The organism is Christiangramia forsetii KT0803, assembly GCF_000060345.1.
Classification (GTDB): Bacteria; Bacteroidota; Bacteroidia; order Flavobacteriales; family Flavobacteriaceae; genus Christiangramia; species Christiangramia forsetii.
In genome coordinates this window covers 2,587,700-2,606,233 of the sequence record NC_008571.1, presented here as the reverse complement: position 1 = coordinate 2,606,233, position 18,534 = coordinate 2,587,700, and the positions used below count along the sequence as shown (strand labels likewise).

Sequence of the window (18,534 nt, the reverse complement as noted above, 5' to 3'; positions counted from 1 at the left end):
ATGTATTTATAGGGTATTAACAAATTCGGAAATAGAATGGTATATTTTTATATTACTAGAAAGCTCTGTTTCTTTAAGTTCCTTAATTCTCTGGCCAAATAAGTAGAGTTCATGATTTTTTTCGTGACATATTTTTTCTTCGAAATCCCTTATAAATTCTTTTATGTTCGTGTTCACCGGTGATATGGTTAAGTAACTTACGAAAATGATGTTCTTGTGGATTTCCATTAAGTACTCCATATTATTCAATGGAAGGCTAGGACCCAGGTAAATCGCATTTTTACCGGAATTAAGTAGCTCATAATTTAAGTAAAGTATTCCTACGTCGTGAATTTCATTGTCGGGCAGAAAAAGAACATATAGTTTTTCATCATCTACATTAGGAACTTCAGATTTTTCATCAGCAATATTTAAATAAATCTTTTGCTTTATTAATTCTACAATATAGTGTTCGTGGATGGGTTTAATAGTGTCTGTTTGCCATAATAATCCAATTTCTTCCAGAAGAGGAATGAAAACATCATAAAAGACTTCTCTAAAGGTTTTCTTTTCTCTAAGGCTATTAAAGGTTCGTTGAAATAGCCTGTCGTCAAAACTCATCATGGCAAGTTTAAAGGAGTTTTTTGCTCTATTCTCTTCGCTCGATGATGCTGAGATTCTATTAACCAGATCGTTGATCTGCTTATCTTCCATTTTAGAAATTCTGGAGATCTTGTAGCCGTGACTATTTAGAAAAGCTATGTTCAGTAACTTTTGCAGATTTTCATTGCTATAACTCCTAATATTAGTATCTGTGCGTTCAGGATTAAGAATATCATATCTCTTTTCCCATATTCTAATAGTGTGGGCTTTAATTCCACTAAGATGCTCAAGATCTTTAATACTGAAATTTTGCTTTATGTGTTCCATATTTATCATTAGGAGTTAAACAAAACTAAACAATTAAAAGCTTATCTTAATTAGCAAAATGTTAAAATGTTTAATTTTTACATTAAAAGATTAAACAATATTTTATAATCCATAAAAGAAAGCCCTTGTTCGGACTGATTGTTTTTAAACTAAAATGTATTTATGGAAAATATTTTTTGAAGAGTAGTACCCGGAGCGGGGCTATAACCTATAGTTTTTATAACGTCACTATTTAAAGCGGATTACAGTTGAACAGGGCGGTATCGTTGCATAAATGTAATTTTTTATAAACGTCAGAAAACGACATTAAAAGTTAATAAAAACCATTATGTTAGCACAAATGTTGACACATGGCTACAAGTTCATTCTACGTAAGAAAAAATAAAAATATTGCAACGATCATTTTCAGGTTCTCTTATAAAAGAGGGGTTTCTCCTTTTCGGAAATCTACCGGGGAACAAATTCCGGCAGATGCCTGGGACACAAATAAACAAAAAGTAAAAGATAAAGTTTCCACTTTTGCTTATTCCGGAAAGATAAATGAGCGTCTGGAAAAAATACAAAAACACTTTGAAGAAAAAGTGAAAGGAGAAGATATAAGTATTCCTTTCTTAGAAAAGCTATGGTTGTCTATAGATGACAGGAAAGGAATTTCTTTTTTAGAATTCTGCAATAATTATTATGAGTGGGCCAAAGTCAATAACAATCCCAGAACTAAAAAACCTTATTCTGAAGGGACCTTAAAAAAATACAATGGAGCTATCAATAAGCTGAAGGAATTCACTCAAAATAAGTTCCAGGTAAACTTTAAAAATCTGGATCAGCATTTTCATACGGAATTTATAAAATATTTTGAAGGAAAAGGATTGGCAGATAATACCATTGGAACGGATCTTAAAAACATAAAAGTATTTGCTAAAGCTGCCAGTAAAGAGCACCCGGTAAATAACTTTATTTTATCAGATGAATTCTACCTACCGAATAATGAAACGATCTCGGTTTACTGCGATGAAAGTGAAATTCAAAGAATCTATGATTTCATACCAGAAAAAGATTATCAGCTTAATGCAAGAAATTGGTTTATTATAGGATGCTGGACCGGTCTAAGAATATCTGACTGGCACCGGGTAAAAGAAATTAAAGAAGATTACATAACTATAAAACCAGAAAAGACAAAAAATACTTCTGGAAAAACGGTTGTAATTCCTGTTCACTGGCAGATTAAAGAAATTATTAAGGAATACGGAATGCCCAGGAAAATCAAAAGCCAGAATTTCAATGTTTACATAAAAGAAGTTTTTGAGGAAGCCGGGTTTAAAAATTTCACCTATGGATCTAAAATGGAAAGCATAGGTAAAGATTCAAAGGATCATGATATCATGAGAAAAAAAGTAGGGAACTTTCCCAAATGGCAACTCATAAGCTCACATACCTGCAGAAGATCTTTTGCAACCAATAATTATTTGATGGGGATTGATTCTTTGACGATAATGAATGTAACTGGGCATACTTCCGAGAAAAATTTTCTAAAGTACATTAGGGTCACACCGAAGCAACATGCGGAAAGACTTATGGAAAAATGGAATAAACACTACGAGATTAATTGAAGTTTAAATTGATTTCTTAAATCCATATTGTTATTCACTAAATTAAAAGCATTTCTATAAGCTTCTGCGGCTTTTTTTTCATCAGAATAGTAACCAAGATGTATTAATTTTCTAGAAACAACTATACTAGCTCTCCATTTTCCTGCATTATGATTCCAACTAACTCCTATAAATTTAGACAACGTATTTTTCCTAGAGTTATTAGTGTTCTCTCTGTTTGTAACTATTCTGAGATTGCTAAGCTTATTATTTAAAGGATTTCCATCTATATGATCTACAACTCTTATCAACCCACAAGGAGTATGACTTAAGAAAGTTATTGCGACTAGTTGATGAACCTTCCATACTTTTCTATTTCCTTTTTCACATAAGTTTACTCTTAAGTATCCAGTAGTTGTAAGGCTTTGTTTTAATATGATACCTTCCTTTAAGTGGTATCCACTTCCTGTCCATCTTTGTCTATCTAAACTTTGAACTCTACCTAAATTAGAGACTTTATAGAATTGCTCATATTTTGGAATAGGCAGCCAAAATTCATCTTTTAAAGTTTCTAAAGATAAATTTTTGTAAGCAAGAGATTTGTCTAGATTTGCAGAAGTATTCATGATTAGTCAGATTAATTGTGAATGTTAGAAACGTCAGTAAGCTACAACTTTCTGGCGTTTCGCTATTTAGAATAGCAAATATATAAAATTCAAATTAAAGATTACTCCAACTCAACACGCAGATAGGTTAAGAGAGAAGTGGGATGCACATTATGGGAAAGTCAATTGAATTCAGGATATTTCAAATAAAAATCTTTCGATGTAGCTTCGCCTTGGTTTCTTAAAAAGAATTGATTCCTTAAAAATAACCTTCTAGGATTAACCAAATTATCAGCTTGTATATCTAATAATATTTTATTTTTTATTGAATATGCGGCCTCCTCAAATTGAAGTATATCTGTTTGTTCGAAATATATAGCATAAGTTTCAGATTTTCTGAGAGCTCCATATCCATTTTCAGCACGGTAAGTTAATCTTACAAATTTCATCTCAGAAATACTATCGTTTTTTTGAGACATAGATTCAACATCTAAAATCATGGGGCTATTAGTATCTGCAGAATCCTTAAGCTTAAATTTCCATTCTCTATTTATATTCCAATCAATTTCTTCTAATGAATTTGGATTATGCAAAGTTTCCTTGAGATATTCCCTCACACCATTTTTAATTTTAACATCATCCTCTACTGCGCAAGAAATTAATAATGTTATTAGTATAAGGGTAAATAGTTTTTTCATTTTATATACTTTTACAAACTTCTTTTAATATCAATCACATTGAAAATAGCTATGAGATCATCCATATAAACTGTTTGATCTTCATACATAGGATTAAGCGATTGAAGAATCAATTTACCTGTTTCGGTATCATGTTCAAGAACTCTCTTTATTAATATGCCTTCTTCTCTATGGACAATTACAAAATTTTTCCATCTATGCAGATGGAGCTTATTTTTCCAGTGTACTCTTTGAATCTCCCTGCATAATAAAGTATCATTCTCGACAATACTTTCCCTGGTATTGTTATCCATACTGTCACCGGTAACTTCAAAGCAAACATATTTACCTTTGTACTCTTTGTCAACTTCCCATAGTGTAGTAGGTAGCTCTTGAATATACTCTGGATCACCCCAACCTGACAGAAAACCAGCCCTTGCCCTATGGTTTATAATAGGTATTTTCATATAACTATTAAAATCTACAGGCAAAGCTTCTTCTGAAAAATTATCATATTTAAAATCCTCAATCTTCAAGTTGTAGAAATTCTCAAATTTTTCTACAACACTTTTAGAAGGTTGTAATTTGTTGTTGATTATTTTAGATAAATTACCTTTATCATATTTAATATTAGTTGAAATTTCTGCAATTGGGTTTTCCAATCCTAAAGATTCGACAGCTTTTCTGAATTTATACCCCCTGATTTTACTAGGCTTCTCGGCCATACCTGAAAATTTAACATATTGAATACAACTTTTATACATTTTGTTGTTGTAAAGTTGTAATTCAGTTGTATATTAGCACCATAATAAAAATGAAACAAAAACAAATCTACGATAAAAGATTTGAAACGGAAATAAGGGAATACCGATGACACCAGAACAAGGACAAGTTATTATAGCAGAACTAGGCAGCAATTACGGATGTAAACTTATGGATTTTGCTAAAAAGAATAGGTTCAAAAAAGAGCGTGGAGGTGGGTATTATAAAGATCCTCAAATATTCCGAAATGTTATTAAAGGTCATTATGAAAGCCAAAGGATTGAAAAATTCATACTTAAAGCTTACCTCCACTACAAAGAAGAAAACGAGAAACACGCCAAGAGCTTAGAGGCTTTGGTTGTTAAGTAATCAATAAATATTCAAACTAAAAATTTTCAATTATGGTAAATCTAATCCAGTTAAAGTTCAATTTCCTAAGTCTTGAAGATATAGACTTTATAATTCGCCAGAATAGTATTCAACTTATGGAGCTATGGGGAATTAGTTATTACGATGCAAAATTTTATGTAGAAAGAGTAATGAGGGAATTTGCTAAAAAAGGAAATGTTCAAAATGTATTAGACGAGCAGATTGTTTCAATTTTTGAAGTAAGAAACAATCGTAATTGTTCGAGGGAACATAACAGAATTAATCGATTAATAAAGCCCCTGGCTTACGCTTAATAAAATTTCAACAATTAATAACCCCCCATCATGAAAAGTAGAGGTATCGTCGCGGGCTTAATTAAGCCAATCTCATCTTTAAAGGCTTCATCAAACCTTTTAAAATGCTCTTCAACAATTAGTATATCACAAAAAAGTGAGCCCCGGCTCATCACTTCCGGGGCTCTTCAACAATTAATACTCACATCAATGCCCCAGGAGGGGCGTAGCGAAGTATTGACATCAAAGATACAGCAAAGAAACGATACCTCAAAAGAGAAGTATAAAATTGAGGGTAATTCCGCAGAACATGAAAAAGAACTGCATTTCAGAACACAATCAATGGCCCAAGATCAAAAGGCTAGTATAAAAAATTACAACAACAATTAATATTCATTTAAAATTTTCAATTATGAAGTATTCAACTAACCACAACCCACAATTAATCGCAGGACTTAATCCATTGATCCCAGAGGATATTGAATTTATCCCTAAAGGCGAAGGAATGAAAGTATTATGTCTGCAAGGAGGCAGAAGCTACCCTTTTAAAAAGATAGCGGCTCCAATATTTACAGATATTCTTAATGAGTACACCAATGATAGAGGTGCTCAGCGCTTCATCAAATTATTAAGAAACGAAAATAGACTGCCTTATTCTAAAGTGGAACAGGTAGAGATATACGCTTTCTTTATGTGGGGAGGTATAGACGGGAAGCCTGATGTTATTGCAGGAGTTCTTCAACCTTCAGAAAATTTTATAACCGGCGAAGATTGCCCATCGCTTCACTTTGATAAAAAGTGCATTGTAATAAATGACAATGAGTTAAACAATCGGGATATAAAAATAATCCTAATGGCTGCTAAGGATCTTCCTAATAAAGCCATTGCTGCAGAGCTTAATATTTCTGATAGAACATTAGAGTATCACAATACCAGGCTATTCAGAAAAACCGGAACTCAAAGTAGAACCGGTCTGGTATCTACATCATATAAGAATCATTTAATCGCGTAAAATGAAAACTAAAGCAACGGACTGGATACATGAATGGAAGGGACTAAGTGAATACTTAGGGGGTATTTCTGTAAGGACTTTACAGCGGTATGAAAAGGAAGGTATTATTCAAAAATACCGTCTTGGAAAAAAAGTATTCTTTAAAAAATCTGAAGTGGATTCTGCCCCGGTTGCAATTTAAAAATTATGGAAGCAATGGTAATGGTTATTGAGCACACGCAAGGTCGTTGGCTCGTAAACGGAAAAAGAACGAATGAACTCAATGTAATGGAACAACGCTTTATGAATGAATTCTTCAGAAACATAAAGCCGGAACCAAATCAAGAACTAAAAATAGAACTAAAAAATACTCAACAATTAAATATTCAATCATGAAAACAATTCAAATTAAATCTTTGATCCTTAGAAATTTTAAAGGAATAAAAAACCTTAAGATTGAGGACTTCCAAAAAGAGACTTCTATTTGGGGTGCTAATGCCACTGGAAAGACAACCATTGTAGACGCCTTTAGCTGGTTACTTTTTGGAAAAGATAGTACTGATAGAACCAATTTCGAGATAAAAACACTGGATAAGAATAACCAGGTAATCCCTAAGATAGATCATGAGGTAGAGGCTGTTATTACTGTAGACGGTGAAGAAATTGGACTTAAAAGAACCTACAGGGAAAAGTGGACCAAAAAGAAAGGTGCACTTGTATCTGAATTTAATGGTCATGAAACTTTATACAGTTGGAATGAGGTACCAATGACCCAACGAGACTACACGGCTAAAATTAGTAGTCTGGTAGATGAAAGTGTTTTTAAACTTATCACTTCACCTGCAGCTTTCAACTTATTAAAGTGGCAGGATCAAAGACAGGTGCTTTTAGATATTGCCTGGGGGATTACAGATGAACAGGTAGCTAAAGGAAACCCGGAATTTGAAGATCTTTTCTCCAAGCTTACGAATAAATCTTTGGAAGAATATGAGAAGCAAATAAAAGCTTCCATTCTGAAATCTAAGAAAGAGATCAATGTTATTCCTACCCGTATAGACGAGGTGGAGCGTAATAAGCCAGAAGCAATTGATTTTGACGATGTGGAACGAGATATACAGGCTAATAAAAAAGAACTGGAAGGGGTTGAAAAGCAGATTTCCGATAAACTGGAATCTGAAAAAGAGGTTCAGAAGAAGAAATCTGCAATTCAGAAACAGATTCATGTATTAGAATCCCAGATTGAAGATGAAAAGCATAGGCTAAACCTGAAAGCTAAATCTGAATATCAAAAACAGACATCTGCTTCTAATGATATACAGTCTCAGATCAATGCTAAGAACGAAGATCTTACCAAAGCTCAAAAAACGTTAGCTAAGATCAAGGCTGATAAAAAAGAGAAGGAACAGGAAATTGAAAGTCTTTCTAAGCAGAATAAAGAACTACTGGAAAAATGGCATAAGCGCGCTAAAGAATCTTTTCAGATGGATGAGAGTGATTGCAAGTGTCCTACCTGTAAGCGTGAATTTGAAGCAGAGGATATTGAGCAGAAGAAATCTGAATTGGAATCGAATTTCAATGAAAATAAAAGGAAAGACCTCGCTGCGATTACAGCAAAAGGTCAAGGCAATGGTAAGCTTATAGATGAGGCTAAGATCGGGATCAATACTTTGGATGAGCGCATTGAAATTGGAACCGGTAAAATTGAAGAAATTACCGAAGAGCTTACCGAACTGGATAAGGCTTTGGAAACGGCTAAGGATAATTCCACCAATATTAAAAACGAAAAACAGCTTGCACAAGATCTTATTAAAGATAGCCAGGTAATTTCTGGAAAGGTTTCCGAGCTCAATATACTGGATAAGGAATTGTCTGAGATTAAACCAGTAGATGTATCGGAACTTAAAACCGAAAAGGATAAGTACGCTACTGAGATAAGTAACCTGAAATCTAAGCTTTCTATTAAAGATCAAATCGCTGCAGCTGACAAGCGTAAAGAAGAGCTTTCAGAAGAGGAAGGTAAGCTTGCTCAACAAATTGCAGATTATGAAAAGGATCAGTATATAATTGAGCAATTCAATAAGGCTAAGATGGACACACTAGAAAATATCATTAATGAAAAGTTCCAGATGGTAAACTTTAAGCTTTTCGAAGCACAAGTTAATGGTGCAGAGGCTCCAACTTGTAAGGCACTTATTAATGGTGTGCCATTTTCAGATGCAAATACTGCATCGAAAATCAATGCCGGAATTGATATCATCAATACCCTTAGTGATCATTATGGAGTTTCAGCCCCTGTATTTATTGATAACAGAGAAAGTGTTTCCAATCTTATAGAAAGCCAATCGCAAATTATTAATCTGATTGTTTCTCCAGATGATAAGAAGCTAAGAGTAGAATCAAATGTTGAACAATTATAAACTGTAGCTTAATGGCATACAAAAATCAATATAGAGGTAGAAAGGTACACTCTCAAAGTGAACTAGAACAAATTTGTGAAAGTCAGTATGAAACGATCAGAAAACTTTTGATGCTTGTTGATGACTGTAAAAAAGGTTTCGAAAAGGTAAATGATTTTGATGAAGATATAGAAGAGGTTTATGATGATCCTGGGCACATTGCTAAAATTCATCTAGGAATAATATCCAGAAAATTAAATTCTAACAATTAATATTTAAATCATGAGTTCAGAAACTTCAAAGCAATTAGTGAAACAAAAAAAGCAGGATATATCTACCAGGGTACTTGCTAAAGTCAACGAGTTTGAACAAACAGGAGAGCTTAGAATACCTAAGAACTATTCAGTAGAAAACTCTCTTAAATCGGCTTATTTGATCTTATCTGAAACCAAGGATAAAAATAAAAAACCAGTATTAGAAAGCTGTTCAGTTACCAGTCTATCCGAAGCTCTTTTGAAGATGGTAGTTTGGGGATTAAACCCAATGAAAAAGCAATGCTATTTCGTGCCTTACGGTGGTAAAATAGAATGTATTCCAGATTATACAGGGAAAATTGCCATGGCTAAAAGATATGCCGGATTAAAAGACATCAAAGCCCATGCAGTATTTAAAGATGATACTTTCGAATTTGAAGTAGATCCGTCTACCGGTAGAAAGAAAGTCACCAAGCATACCCAAACTTTAGAAAGTATGGGAAGTAATGAGTTTAAAGGTGCGTATGCTATTATGGAAATGAATGATGGGACTTTTGATGTTGAAATCATGAGTAAACCCCAGATTGTTGCAGCATGGCAACAAGGTCATGCTAACGGAACCAGTCCGGCTCATAAAAAGTTCCCTGATCGTATGGCTAGAAAATCAGTCATTAACAGGGCCTGTGATGCTTTGATTAGAAGTAGTGACGATAGCGTGCTTTACGAAGATGAAGATGAAAGAAAGATTATCGATGTTCCTTCTGAGGACCTGAAACACGAGGTTAAAACCAAAGCTAATAAGCGAAATTTTGATACTTCAGATATTGAAGATGCCGATTATGAAGAAGATGAGTTTCCAACAAATGAAGCTGAAAATGAAGATGATGAAAATGAACGTCTTTATGAGGAGGCAATGGCTGAGGAAGAAGGTCAATCATCAATGGCTAATTCACCGGGATTTGGAGCTTAATTTATGAAAGTACTTGTTTCATATTATTCAGACGGTTCAGGATTCAAGGTTTTGAAAGCTTATTCTGAAAGCGAAAAAGAAAGCGATAGAGCTAATGAAGATTTAAAATTACTTCAGGCTTTGGAAGATTCATTGTCTTGTAAAGTTGAATTAAGAGATACAGAACTTTAATGGATTTAAAAATTATAGGATCGGGGAGCCGAGGGAACGCATATTTATTGGAAAACGATTCCGAGGCTCTTCTTATCGAATGCGGTGTAAACTTCAATGAGATCAAGAAAGCACTAAACTTCTCTTTTTCTAAAGTTTCCGGAGCTATTGTTTCCCATTGTCACGGAGATCATGCCAAATCAATAAAAGAGACTATGGCAGCCGGAATCAATGTTTGGGCTTCTGAAGCAACGCATGAAGCTTGTGGAACAACTATGCATCACCGGGCTTGTATGATGATGGAAAACCAAGTTTATAAAATTGGAAACTTCCAGATCAAACCTTTCGGAGTTAAGCACGATGTACCAACATTTGGATTTTATATAGTGCATCCAGATTGCGGTCGGGTAGTTTTTATCACTGATACTAAATACTGTGAATATGTATTTCCGCCGCTTCATAACATTATAGTAGAAGCGAATTATTCCAAGGAAATTATAGATCAAAGAGTAGCAAATGGAGCTAATCCAAAGTTTCTAAGAAACCGGGTGATCCATTCACATTTAAGTCTGGAGAACTGCCTGGAATTTCTAAAAGCAAATGATTTAAGCCAGGTGAATAACATTGTACTTATTCACTTATCAGACGGGAACAGCCATGAAGTAAATTTTAAAAAAGCTGTAGAAAATATTACTGGTAAAAACGTAAGTGTAGCTAGTAACGGAATGAAAATAAATTTTAATCGTAATCCTTTTTAAGATATGGGTAGAGAAATAAAATTTCGTGGAAAAAGCTTAATAACTAAAAAGTGGAAATATGGCAGTCTAATCGATGCCAATCCACTAGGACAATATATCGTTGAATTTATCAAAGAGACCGACGATTCAAATTATTTCCCTGTTAAAAAAGATACAGTTAGTCAGTTTACAGGCTTTAAAGATAGAAATGCGAAAGAGATTTTTGAAGGCGATATTCTAAGCGACTGGACTGAAACAGACGAGGGAAATATTCAATCTAAAATGCAAGTCTTTTGGTGTGAAAAAATAGGAGCATGGAAATTAGATAACTCTTTCAAACAAGATAAGTCCATTGGAGATTTATTGAGTGATGAGTTAGCGAATTTTACCTATGAAATCACTGCTAATATTTACGAATAATGAACCTAACCCCAGAAGAAAAAGAAGATATCAAATCATTACTACTATTTCTGGTAGAAAAGAAATCAGAAATTTCAGATGGACATAATGGATTTCATCTTAAAGAGCTTGAACCATTTCTTCAGGAACTGGTAGAAGAACAAAAAATTAAATGCCGTCCAACAATTACGGCAGACAATTACTTTAAAATCAACAATTAAATACTACATCAATGATTAACTTATTTAATGCACAAATTGCAAATCTTGCCATTCATAAAATAGGCAACAAATCCCGTGGAGAAGGTAAATTCCTTTCCCAGGAACAAACATCTTTGAACGATGAAATTACGCCCCTTTTAAAAGAGTACTATTTAAAACCTTTCCGGGAAAAAGAAGAAAACTATTTCAAGTTTTCCCATGAGATAGATCTTGAGTTTAACGAAGATCAGTTTTTAAGCCAGTTCAAAAACCCGGGTTTAATACCTGAATTCCAGAATTACAAAACAGAAAAAGGACCTAAATATAGTGTTCAGGATCTTTCTTCTTTTCCTATTGATAATGGGGCTGTTTCTGAAAGCCGTAAGAAGTTTAAAGGTGTTATTGAACTTGACAGCAATATGACTATCAAAATGGATTTTGTGAACGCTGAGAGCGCGGATAAGTTCCTTGAAAAAGGATGGGACGAAGAAAAGCAGATGTATTATTATCTGTGTTATTTTAATTCAGAAAAGAAGTAGAGGTATGGAAAAGTTAGAATTAAAACATTTAGCACCTTATTTGCCTTATGGCTTGAAAATAAAAGGTTTAACTAAAATTTATCCAGATCCTATAATAACAGGGATATTAGGTAGCTGCGATAGAGTGTATTGGAATTATCACGGAGCAAGTGGTGTTTGGAAATTAGAAGACACCAAACTTATCCTAAGACCTTTAAGCGATCTAACAAAAGATATTAAACATAATAATAATAAGTTTTTGCCGATTGTTGAGCTATCAAAAATTGAATTCGACGATGAAGTAGATATTGATTTTAGCTCTGATTTTCATGAAAATGATTATCTATTAGAATTAGAATATGTTCCTACTTGGTTTGCTTTAAGATTCCATAAAAAAGATAAAAATTTTTCCCGATGGGATGACGGCGAAGGTATTTCAGCTTGCAAACACGAATTACTATTTAAGCTTTTTGAATGGCATTTCGACGTATTCGGACTAATAGAAAAAGGTTTGGCAATAGATAAAAACAAACTTTAATTGATATACCGCACGAACATACCCCTCGAAAAACAAAATGCCATAGAGCGTTTCAAATACCTTATCGGTAAAGGAAAGCGTATTGAGCTTACTGAAAAGAAAAAGAAGCGCTCTATTGCTCAAAATAGCTACGAGCATCTTCTATTCAATTACTTCGGGTTGCATTTTGGACATACACTACAGGAAGTCAAGCAAAACATATTTAAAAAAGTAGTTAACCCTGATATTTTTTACGAAGGGGAAGAAGAGTATTTCGGGGAGAAAGTAGAAAAATGGCGAAGTACCGCCGATCTAAAAACAGATGAGAACAGCCTTGCTATCAGTAGATTTTTAGACTTCTCAGCACAGCAGGGCTTTCCATTACCAGAACCTAAAGATCTGGTCTGGCTTGAAACCATAGAAAACGAATTAAGTAAACATACCTCAAAACAATATTTATGAAAATTTACACAGGAATTATAGAGGAAATTTCAGAGCGCGACCCGTATAATACCGGTCACAAAAAAAGATTAGTAAAAGTACGAGAAGATGCAAAACAAAGCGTCTGGATCGAGTTCAAAGGACCACAATTAACGGTACTCGAAAGAGAATTTTCCGTTAACGATTCGGTAAGTGTAGCTACAGAAAATGTATCTAGCAAAAGCCGTAATCAAACCAGGTTCAATAACATTTATGCTAAGGGTATTGATAGGGTAAACCTATCGCAATCAGCATACTAGAATTTTCAACAATTAATATCACATCACATTATGAAAACTACAAGCTACCTGGCTCACGAAAGCGTGAAGCCACACAAAGAACGGGTTCATACTAAAATTATAAGGGGTCTTAGGAAGATCAAAAAAGGAACTTTTGAAGATATCGCCAATGCCTGTGGTCTTAAAGATCAACAGGTATGGAAACGCCTAAGTGAACTCAAAAGACAGGATAAAATAATTGAAGATGGAATCCGTATCTGTGATGATTCAGGAAGACCTAGAACGATATGGAAAATAATAGATTGAAGGATTACCCCCTTTACGTTACTAGCATTTCCAAACCAACACAAGTACTATTTATTTTCCGTGATAATGGACAACAAATTAAGGTTTCTCTTACCGGTGATCAGCCGGTAGGAGAATACGCCTTAACTCCAGAAGAGCGGATGCACATATTAGATAATTTTTATAAGAATAAATAATGAATTTTTTAGAAAAGGATTTAGAACAGATTATAGAAGAATCAGGCAATGATGATCTTATAAAAAGAGGTTTATTCATCAAGGGTAAATTACTTAGACAAAAAAGAATTTATAAAGAGGGGATTGCTGACATTATTTCAATACATAGAGAGCATTTTTATAAAAACAACCAACTAATTTCTAAGCTCGTTATTACAGTATTCGAGCTAAAAAAAGGAAAATTAGATGCGAGTGCTTTCTGGCAAGCTATAAGATATGCTAACGGAATCAAGAAATACATGAGAAAAAATTTCTTCTATGATTATGAAATTAGAATATCTCTTATCGGAAATAATATTGATGATTCATGTGGTTTACACTACCTACCATATTTACTTGATAATAGTTCAGATGAACCTAATCAAGCAATTAAAAAAATAGACATATACACTTATTCCTACGGATTCGATGGAATTTCATTCAATAAGCATGATAAAAATGTAATGAATAATCCAGGATGTAAAAAGAAAAGAAATGGCAAGAAGATTTATTGATACAGGATTTTTTAAAGATCCTTTTGTAAGGGGCTTACAAGGGGCTTACAAGGGGCTTTATGTGTACCTTTTTTTAGATTGTTCAAGTGCTGGAATTTGGAATGTTGAGTTGGACGTTGCAAAATTACGTTGCGGCATAGATCAATCAGTTACCGATGAACAAATAAAAGAAGTTTTTGAAGATAAAATTGTAGAACTTGAAGATGGGCAAAAATGGTTCATTAAAAATTACTTAAAGGTACAGCATAATGGGCTTTTAAAGAGAAATAACAAAGCTCATACTTCAGCAATTGAAGAGCTTATAAAATATGATTTAATAGAGGAAATTTCGGAAGGAGAATTTCAGTTATCTGAAAAAATAATTAAGGGGCTTCCTAGGGGCTTACAAGACCCTAAGGTAATGGTAAAGGTAAAAGAACAAGGTAATGGTAAAGGTAAAAGCAACGGTAAAGAAGAAAAAACAAAAATTATAAAAAAATCAAAAGAAGAAGAGTCTGAAATAGTTTTTCCTTTTGACAGTAATAATTTCAAAACGCAATGGAATCATTGGAAAATTTATAAAAAGAAAGAATTCAAATTTGATTACAAATCTCTACAAAGTGAGCAAGCAGCTCTAACTGAATTAGCTAATAAATCCGACGGAAATGAAAAAAAAGCAATTGCAATTATGCATCAAAGCATGAGCAATGGATGGAAAGGAATTTTTGAATTAAAAACTGAGAAGAATGTCAACAACCGAAATAGCGAATCAAACACAGAAATTGCAAAAAGAGCAATGGGAAGTAAAACAGCTAAAGACTTTAGGTTTAAGTAAAGAAATTATATCTGGAGAGACTTCACTTGCAAACCTGGAAATGAATTTAAGTATTCAGGAAACATTTTCTAAGCCAACGCTCAGATCAGTTTTTAAAAACGAGACCGGAAGTATAGGATTTTCAGTTGTCAATGTTCTAGTAACTCGGTTTGTAGATTCTTTTGGTTTCAGCAATAAGCTAAGTGAAGTTCAAATCGAAATGATAACCATTGATGCCTTGGAAAACTGCGCCTATGAAAGCCTTGAAGATGTTATTTTATTCTTTAAAATGGCTAGATCTGGAAAGTTTGGAACTACCAAAAGAGGCGTTGATAGCAACCTGATTTTTGGCGAATGGTTCCCAATGTACTTAGAACAAAAAGCAATTTTAAGAGAGCAGGGCTATGAAAAAGAAAAAGGCGAACGTAATAGCAATCCAGATGCTAAAAATGCTGTAGCGATTACTAAAAATAGAATTTACGAAGCTAAGAAAAAAGAAAAAGTTAATAAATATATTAATAATCTAACTGCTAAAATGGATAAGCAAGCTTTAGAAGATACTATTTCAAGCTGGGAGAAAGATTCTGAAATGAAGCCTTATGTCCAACTATTAAAAAAGAAAAGGAGGAGCGTAAAATGAGACCATCGAAATTAAATAAAACCCAAAAAGAATTTATCTGGGATAATCATAAAATTTCAACCCTATACCTTGGAAGACTTTTTCAAGTAAGCCCGGACACGATCAGAAGATGTAAAAAAGAAAAAGGACTTCAAGACAAAAGATATATTTCCACACCGGAATCTATATCCAGAAGAAATAAATCAAAAATAGAAGACCCTGAAATAAATACTAAACCTACGCTTTACGAGTGGTTAGATAGTCAGGGCATTAAAAATGTAAGCCAGGGTATAAGATTTTTCGGAAGCGGTAGAACGATGAGGAAGAAATTTGAATCTGAAATAAATGATTAAAAAAGAGCTTTTGATGCATTAAAAAGTTTGGTTAATACTAAAAATTGACTTAGTTTTATATCGTTATGCAAAACATAACTCCCGCCATCACCGGGATATTTTTCAACAATTAATATCACATAAATTCATGATTTTCAATCCTGATTTTTACCCTACGCCTTTAGGTGTAGTCGATTACATGATATCGCAAATCGATGTCAAAGGAAAAGTAATTTTAGAACCTTCAGCCGGTAGTGGCAATATTGTCGAAGCTCTTTTTAAGCACGGTGCCAAACAGGTTTTAACCTATGAGATCGAACCAGATCTTCAGAAAATAGTTTCCACAAAATCTAAGCTTTTAGGATCTGACTTTTTAGAATCAAAGCCAGAACAATTAAGCCATATAAATGCGATTATAGCAAATCCTCCATTCTCAACAGGGGGTAAGCATATTCTAAAAATGTGGGAGGTGGCCCCGGAAGGTTGCGAGATCATAAGCCTTTGTAATTCCAATACGTTGGAAGTTGATTATACCCGGGAGCGCAGAGAGCTAAATGCTTTGATCAGTAACCATGGAACCTCAGAGAACTTAGGAGACTGTTTTGCAACTGCAGAGCGAAAAACAGGAGTTTCTGTAACGATGGTAAAACTTTTCAAACCTGTTTCTACTAAAGAATTTGATTGGGAGGGTTTTTTCATGGATGAAGATGAAGAGGTTTTAACCGGTCCCGGGATCATGCAACACAATGAAGTTCGATCTATTGTAAATCGATACACTGCAGCCGTTGATACTTTCGATGAATATTTAACTACTTCGGAGCGTATGAACGCGCTTTTGAAGCCAATAGGTATCAAAGATAATTTTTCATGCTCCGTTTCCCATGGTAAAACAGTGACCACTAAAGAAGAATTTTCAAAGGAACTTCAGAAAAGCTCTTGGGATTGGATATTCAAAAAAATGAATATAGAGAAGTTTATTACTTCTGGGGTACTTAAAGACATCAACAAGTTTGTGGAGGAGCAGCAGAAATATCCATTTTCGATGCGCAATATTTATCGAATGTTTGAAATCATTGTGGGTACCCGAAAGCAAACCATGGATAGGGCTATAGTTGAGATTTTCGATAAGATCACAAAACACTATGATGATAACAGATACCAGGTCGAAGGCTGGAAAACTAATTCTCACTACATCGTAAATAAGAAATTTATTTTTCCATACATGTGTAAAAAAGGATGGCATGGAGAAATTGATACCAGCTATGATTCTGAAAATAAAATGGACGATATCAATAAGGTTCTATGCTACTTAACCGGTCAAGATTACAGTGGTATGCTGTCATTCTACCAGCGGCTAAAAATAAAAGATTGCTATTTGATTCTAGACGGTAAAAAAGTAACAGATACCCAGGTTAATGAAATTACCGGGCAAAGCTCAAAATATACTTATAACAATCCTTTCAATTTTGATAGTGAACAAGCTGCAAATGAATTTCACCAAACCTATTATTCACATAAAAAGGCAGTGATCTATAACCGCCCGGAATGGGGTCAATGGGCTGACTGGGATTTCTTTGAATTCAAATGTTATAAAAAAGGAACCATTCATTTTAAGTTTAAGGATCTGGATGTATGGGCACAGTTCAATCGTCGCGTTTCGGAAATTAAAGGTTTTCCGTTACCTGAAAAGTTGTAGTTCTATGATACGAATTACCCAAGAAGATAACATGGAGCTCATGGCTCGTGCTAAAGATAAAGAATATGATTTAGCGATCGTTGATCCGCCTTATGGTATTAACGCTCCCAATATGAGTATGGGAACCAATAAAAAAAGAAAAGGTGACGGTTATCCAAGTGTAAGTGTTGCGCAAAGATTAAAGAAAGGCAGACTAAATCAAGGTTCGGGTAAATTGAAGAACAGAGCCTTAAATACTATGAATTGCGAATGGGATTTTGAAGTTCCTTCCCAAGAATATTTTAAAGAATTGTTTCGGATATCTAAGAATCAAATTATTTGGGGTGGTAATTATTTCGACTTACCACCTACCAGATGCATAGTTTGTTGGGATAAATGCCAGCCATGGGAAAATTTCTCTCAGTGGGAAATGGCATGGACTTCTTTTGATAAGCCTGCTGCAATGTTTCGTTTTTCAAATACGGGAGGTGCTAATCAGGAAAAGAAAATTCATCCTACCCAAAAACCTGTGAAGCTTTATGAATACCTACTTATGAAATTCGGTAATCCAGGAGATAAGATAATTGATACTCATTTAGGTTCTGGAAGCCATTCTATAGCATGTCATAATCTTGGATTTCATTTGGATGCCTGCGAAAAAGATGAGCAGTATTATAAAGATTCTTTAAATAGATTAAAAATACATCAATCACAACAGAGATTATTTCAGATATGAAAGTAATACTAGAAAGTCCATTCGCTGGAAACATAGATCGAAATGAAAAATATGCTAGATCCTGTATGAGAGATAGTTTAATGCGTGGTGAATTCCCTATGGTTTCACATTTACTTTACACCCAATGCCTATTTGATGAAATACCAAAAGAACGTGAAATTGGAATTAATGCCGGATTAGAATGGGGTAAGTATGCAGAAAAAACAATAGTCTATACGGACTTCGGAATTTCAAAAGGAATGGAATACGGAATTAAAAACGCAGAAAATAATAACCGACCTATTGAGTATAGAACTATACTTTAAAAACAAC

The 18,534-nt window shown here is 33.9% G+C and carries 31 protein-coding genes; 27 read left to right on the top strand and 4 right to left on the bottom strand.

From position 1 onward, the window contains the following. Window positions 1-6: 6 nt before the first annotated feature. A complete protein-coding gene (locus tag GFO_RS11770; RefSeq protein WP_041250114.1) occupies window positions 7-909 on the bottom strand; it encodes a MerR family transcriptional regulator in 903 nt (300 codons plus the stop codon). A 350-nt stretch (window positions 910-1,259) separates the two neighbouring features. Between GFO_RS11770 and GFO_RS11765 the strand changes: the two genes are divergently transcribed. After that, window positions 1,260-2,516 (top strand): phage integrase SAM-like domain-containing protein, encoded by a 1,257-nt coding sequence (locus GFO_RS11765; RefSeq protein ID WP_011710356.1) that lies wholly within the window; start codon window positions 1,260-1,262, stop codon window positions 2,514-2,516. Here GFO_RS11765 and GFO_RS17345 read toward each other — a convergent pair. The 3 genes from GFO_RS17345 to GFO_RS11745 form a co-directional block, all read right to left on the bottom strand. Further along, window positions 2,501-3,121, bottom strand: a complete 621-nt coding sequence (locus tag GFO_RS17345; protein WP_011710355.1) for an NUMOD4 motif-containing HNH endonuclease — start codon at window positions 3,119-3,121, stop codon at window positions 2,501-2,503. The genes GFO_RS11765 and GFO_RS17345 overlap by 16 nt on opposite strands. 161 nt (window positions 3,122-3,282) lie before the next feature. Then, complete coding sequence (locus GFO_RS11750) at window positions 3,283-3,798, bottom strand: hypothetical protein (protein WP_011710354.1); 516 nt, start codon at window positions 3,796-3,798, stop codon at window positions 3,283-3,285. Window positions 3,799-3,809: 11 nt separating this feature from the next. After that, entirely contained in the window at window positions 3,810-4,502 is a 693-nt protein-coding gene (locus GFO_RS11745; protein WP_049792108.1) for a LexA family transcriptional regulator, read from the bottom strand. A 145-nt stretch (window positions 4,503-4,647) separates the two neighbouring features. Here GFO_RS11745 and GFO_RS11740 point away from each other — a divergent pair, with 145 nt between their 5' ends. The 26 genes from GFO_RS11740 to GFO_RS11620 all read left to right on the top strand — a co-directional run bounded on the left by GFO_RS11740 (window position 4,648) and on the right by GFO_RS11620 (window position 18,527). After that, window positions 4,648-4,908: a hypothetical protein gene (locus GFO_RS11740; protein ID WP_011710352.1), complete on the top strand. Its 261-nt coding sequence runs from the start codon at window positions 4,648-4,650 to the stop codon at window positions 4,906-4,908. Window positions 4,909-4,940: 32 nt separating this feature from the next. Further along, window positions 4,941-5,222 carry a hypothetical protein gene (locus GFO_RS11735; protein WP_011710351.1) on the top strand — a complete coding sequence of 94 codons (282 nt, stop codon included), beginning with the start codon at window positions 4,941-4,943 and terminating at the stop codon, window positions 5,220-5,222. A 30-nt stretch (window positions 5,223-5,252) separates the two neighbouring features. After that, a complete protein-coding gene (locus GFO_RS11730; RefSeq protein WP_011710350.1) occupies window positions 5,253-5,591 on the top strand; it encodes a hypothetical protein in 339 nt (112 codons plus the stop codon). 22 nt (window positions 5,592-5,613) lie between these two features. Further along, window positions 5,614-6,213 (top strand): LuxR C-terminal-related transcriptional regulator, encoded by a 600-nt coding sequence (locus tag GFO_RS17340; protein ID WP_011710349.1) that lies wholly within the window; start codon window positions 5,614-5,616, stop codon window positions 6,211-6,213. 1 nt (window position 6,214) lies between these two features. Then, entirely contained in the window at window positions 6,215-6,394 is a 180-nt protein-coding gene (locus tag GFO_RS11720) for a helix-turn-helix domain-containing protein (protein WP_011710348.1), read from the top strand. A 5-nt stretch (window positions 6,395-6,399) separates the two neighbouring features. Then, window positions 6,400-6,588, top strand: a complete 189-nt coding sequence (locus GFO_RS11715; RefSeq protein ID WP_041250113.1) for a hypothetical protein — start codon at window positions 6,400-6,402, stop codon at window positions 6,586-6,588. Continuing rightward, on the top strand, window positions 6,585-8,609 hold the full coding sequence (locus tag GFO_RS11710) for an AAA family ATPase (RefSeq protein ID WP_011710346.1): 2,025 nt from the start codon (window positions 6,585-6,587) through the stop codon (window positions 8,607-8,609). The genes GFO_RS11715 and GFO_RS11710 overlap by 4 nt, the downstream gene beginning before the upstream one ends. 11 nt (window positions 8,610-8,620) lie before the next feature. Next, window positions 8,621-8,860, top strand: coding sequence for a hypothetical protein (locus GFO_RS11705; RefSeq protein WP_011710345.1), 240 nt, complete (start codon window positions 8,621-8,623; stop codon window positions 8,858-8,860). Between the two features lie 10 nt (window positions 8,861-8,870). Then, window positions 8,871-9,812, top strand: a complete 942-nt coding sequence (locus tag GFO_RS11700; RefSeq protein WP_011710344.1) for a recombinase RecT — start codon at window positions 8,871-8,873, stop codon at window positions 9,810-9,812. 3 nt (window positions 9,813-9,815) lie between these two features. Then, window positions 9,816-9,983 carry a hypothetical protein gene (locus GFO_RS17755; protein ID WP_011710343.1) on the top strand — a complete coding sequence of 56 codons (168 nt, stop codon included), beginning with the start codon at window positions 9,816-9,818 and terminating at the stop codon, window positions 9,981-9,983. Continuing rightward, a complete protein-coding gene (locus GFO_RS11695; RefSeq protein ID WP_011710342.1) occupies window positions 9,983-10,720 on the top strand; it encodes an MBL fold metallo-hydrolase in 738 nt (245 codons plus the stop codon). The genes GFO_RS17755 and GFO_RS11695 overlap by 1 nt, the downstream gene beginning before the upstream one ends. Window positions 10,721-10,723: 3 nt before the next feature. Beyond that, window positions 10,724-11,119 carry a YopX family protein gene (locus tag GFO_RS17335; RefSeq protein ID WP_011710341.1) on the top strand — a complete coding sequence of 132 codons (396 nt, stop codon included), beginning with the start codon at window positions 10,724-10,726 and terminating at the stop codon, window positions 11,117-11,119. Next, complete coding sequence (locus tag GFO_RS11685; RefSeq protein WP_011710340.1) at window positions 11,119-11,319, top strand: hypothetical protein; 201 nt, start codon at window positions 11,119-11,121, stop codon at window positions 11,317-11,319. Before GFO_RS17335 ends, GFO_RS11685 begins: the two co-directional genes overlap by 1 nt. A gap of 11 nt (window positions 11,320-11,330) precedes the next feature. Beyond that, window positions 11,331-11,837: a nucleoid-associated protein gene (locus tag GFO_RS11680; RefSeq protein WP_011710339.1), complete on the top strand. Its 507-nt coding sequence runs from the start codon at window positions 11,331-11,333 to the stop codon at window positions 11,835-11,837. Window positions 11,838-11,841: 4 nt separating this feature from the next. Beyond that, complete coding sequence (locus GFO_RS11675; RefSeq protein ID WP_011710338.1) at window positions 11,842-12,354, top strand: hypothetical protein; 513 nt, start codon at window positions 11,842-11,844, stop codon at window positions 12,352-12,354. After that, window positions 12,355-12,795 (top strand): hypothetical protein, encoded by a 441-nt coding sequence (locus tag GFO_RS11670; protein WP_011710337.1) that lies wholly within the window; start codon window positions 12,355-12,357, stop codon window positions 12,793-12,795. It abuts the gene before it with no gap. Beyond that, window positions 12,792-13,073: a hypothetical protein gene (locus tag GFO_RS11665; RefSeq protein WP_011710336.1), complete on the top strand. Its 282-nt coding sequence runs from the start codon at window positions 12,792-12,794 to the stop codon at window positions 13,071-13,073. Before GFO_RS11670 ends, GFO_RS11665 begins: the two co-directional genes overlap by 4 nt. 30 nt (window positions 13,074-13,103) lie before the next feature. Then, a complete protein-coding gene (locus tag GFO_RS11660) occupies window positions 13,104-13,358 on the top strand; it encodes a hypothetical protein (RefSeq protein ID WP_011710335.1) in 255 nt (84 codons plus the stop codon). Further along, complete coding sequence (locus GFO_RS11655) at window positions 13,355-13,534, top strand: hypothetical protein (RefSeq protein WP_148264617.1); 180 nt, start codon at window positions 13,355-13,357, stop codon at window positions 13,532-13,534. Before GFO_RS11660 ends, GFO_RS11655 begins: the two co-directional genes overlap by 4 nt. Beyond that, window positions 13,534-14,067, top strand: a complete 534-nt coding sequence (locus GFO_RS11650) for a PDDEXK family nuclease (RefSeq protein WP_011710333.1) — start codon at window positions 13,534-13,536, stop codon at window positions 14,065-14,067. The genes GFO_RS11655 and GFO_RS11650 overlap by 1 nt, the downstream gene beginning before the upstream one ends. Next, window positions 14,048-14,881, top strand: a complete 834-nt coding sequence (locus GFO_RS17330) for a hypothetical protein (RefSeq protein ID WP_011710332.1) — start codon at window positions 14,048-14,050, stop codon at window positions 14,879-14,881. The genes GFO_RS11650 and GFO_RS17330 overlap by 20 nt, the downstream gene beginning before the upstream one ends. After that, complete coding sequence (locus GFO_RS11640; RefSeq protein ID WP_148264616.1) at window positions 14,793-15,500, top strand: hypothetical protein; 708 nt, start codon at window positions 14,793-14,795, stop codon at window positions 15,498-15,500. The genes GFO_RS17330 and GFO_RS11640 overlap by 89 nt, the downstream gene beginning before the upstream one ends. After that, window positions 15,497-15,832, top strand: a complete 336-nt coding sequence (locus tag GFO_RS11635) for a hypothetical protein (protein WP_011710331.1) — start codon at window positions 15,497-15,499, stop codon at window positions 15,830-15,832. The genes GFO_RS11640 and GFO_RS11635 overlap by 4 nt, the downstream gene beginning before the upstream one ends. Before the next feature lie 127 nt (window positions 15,833-15,959). Then, entirely contained in the window at window positions 15,960-17,507 is a 1,548-nt protein-coding gene (locus GFO_RS11630) for a DUF4942 domain-containing protein (RefSeq protein WP_011710329.1), read from the top strand. A 4-nt stretch (window positions 17,508-17,511) separates the two neighbouring features. After that, on the top strand, window positions 17,512-18,222 hold the full coding sequence (locus GFO_RS11625; protein ID WP_041250111.1) for a DNA methyltransferase: 711 nt from the start codon (window positions 17,512-17,514) through the stop codon (window positions 18,220-18,222). Next, complete coding sequence (locus GFO_RS11620) at window positions 18,219-18,527, top strand: DUF7768 domain-containing protein (RefSeq protein WP_011710327.1); 309 nt, start codon at window positions 18,219-18,221, stop codon at window positions 18,525-18,527. The genes GFO_RS11625 and GFO_RS11620 overlap by 4 nt, the downstream gene beginning before the upstream one ends. Window positions 18,528-18,534 lie beyond the last annotated feature (7 nt).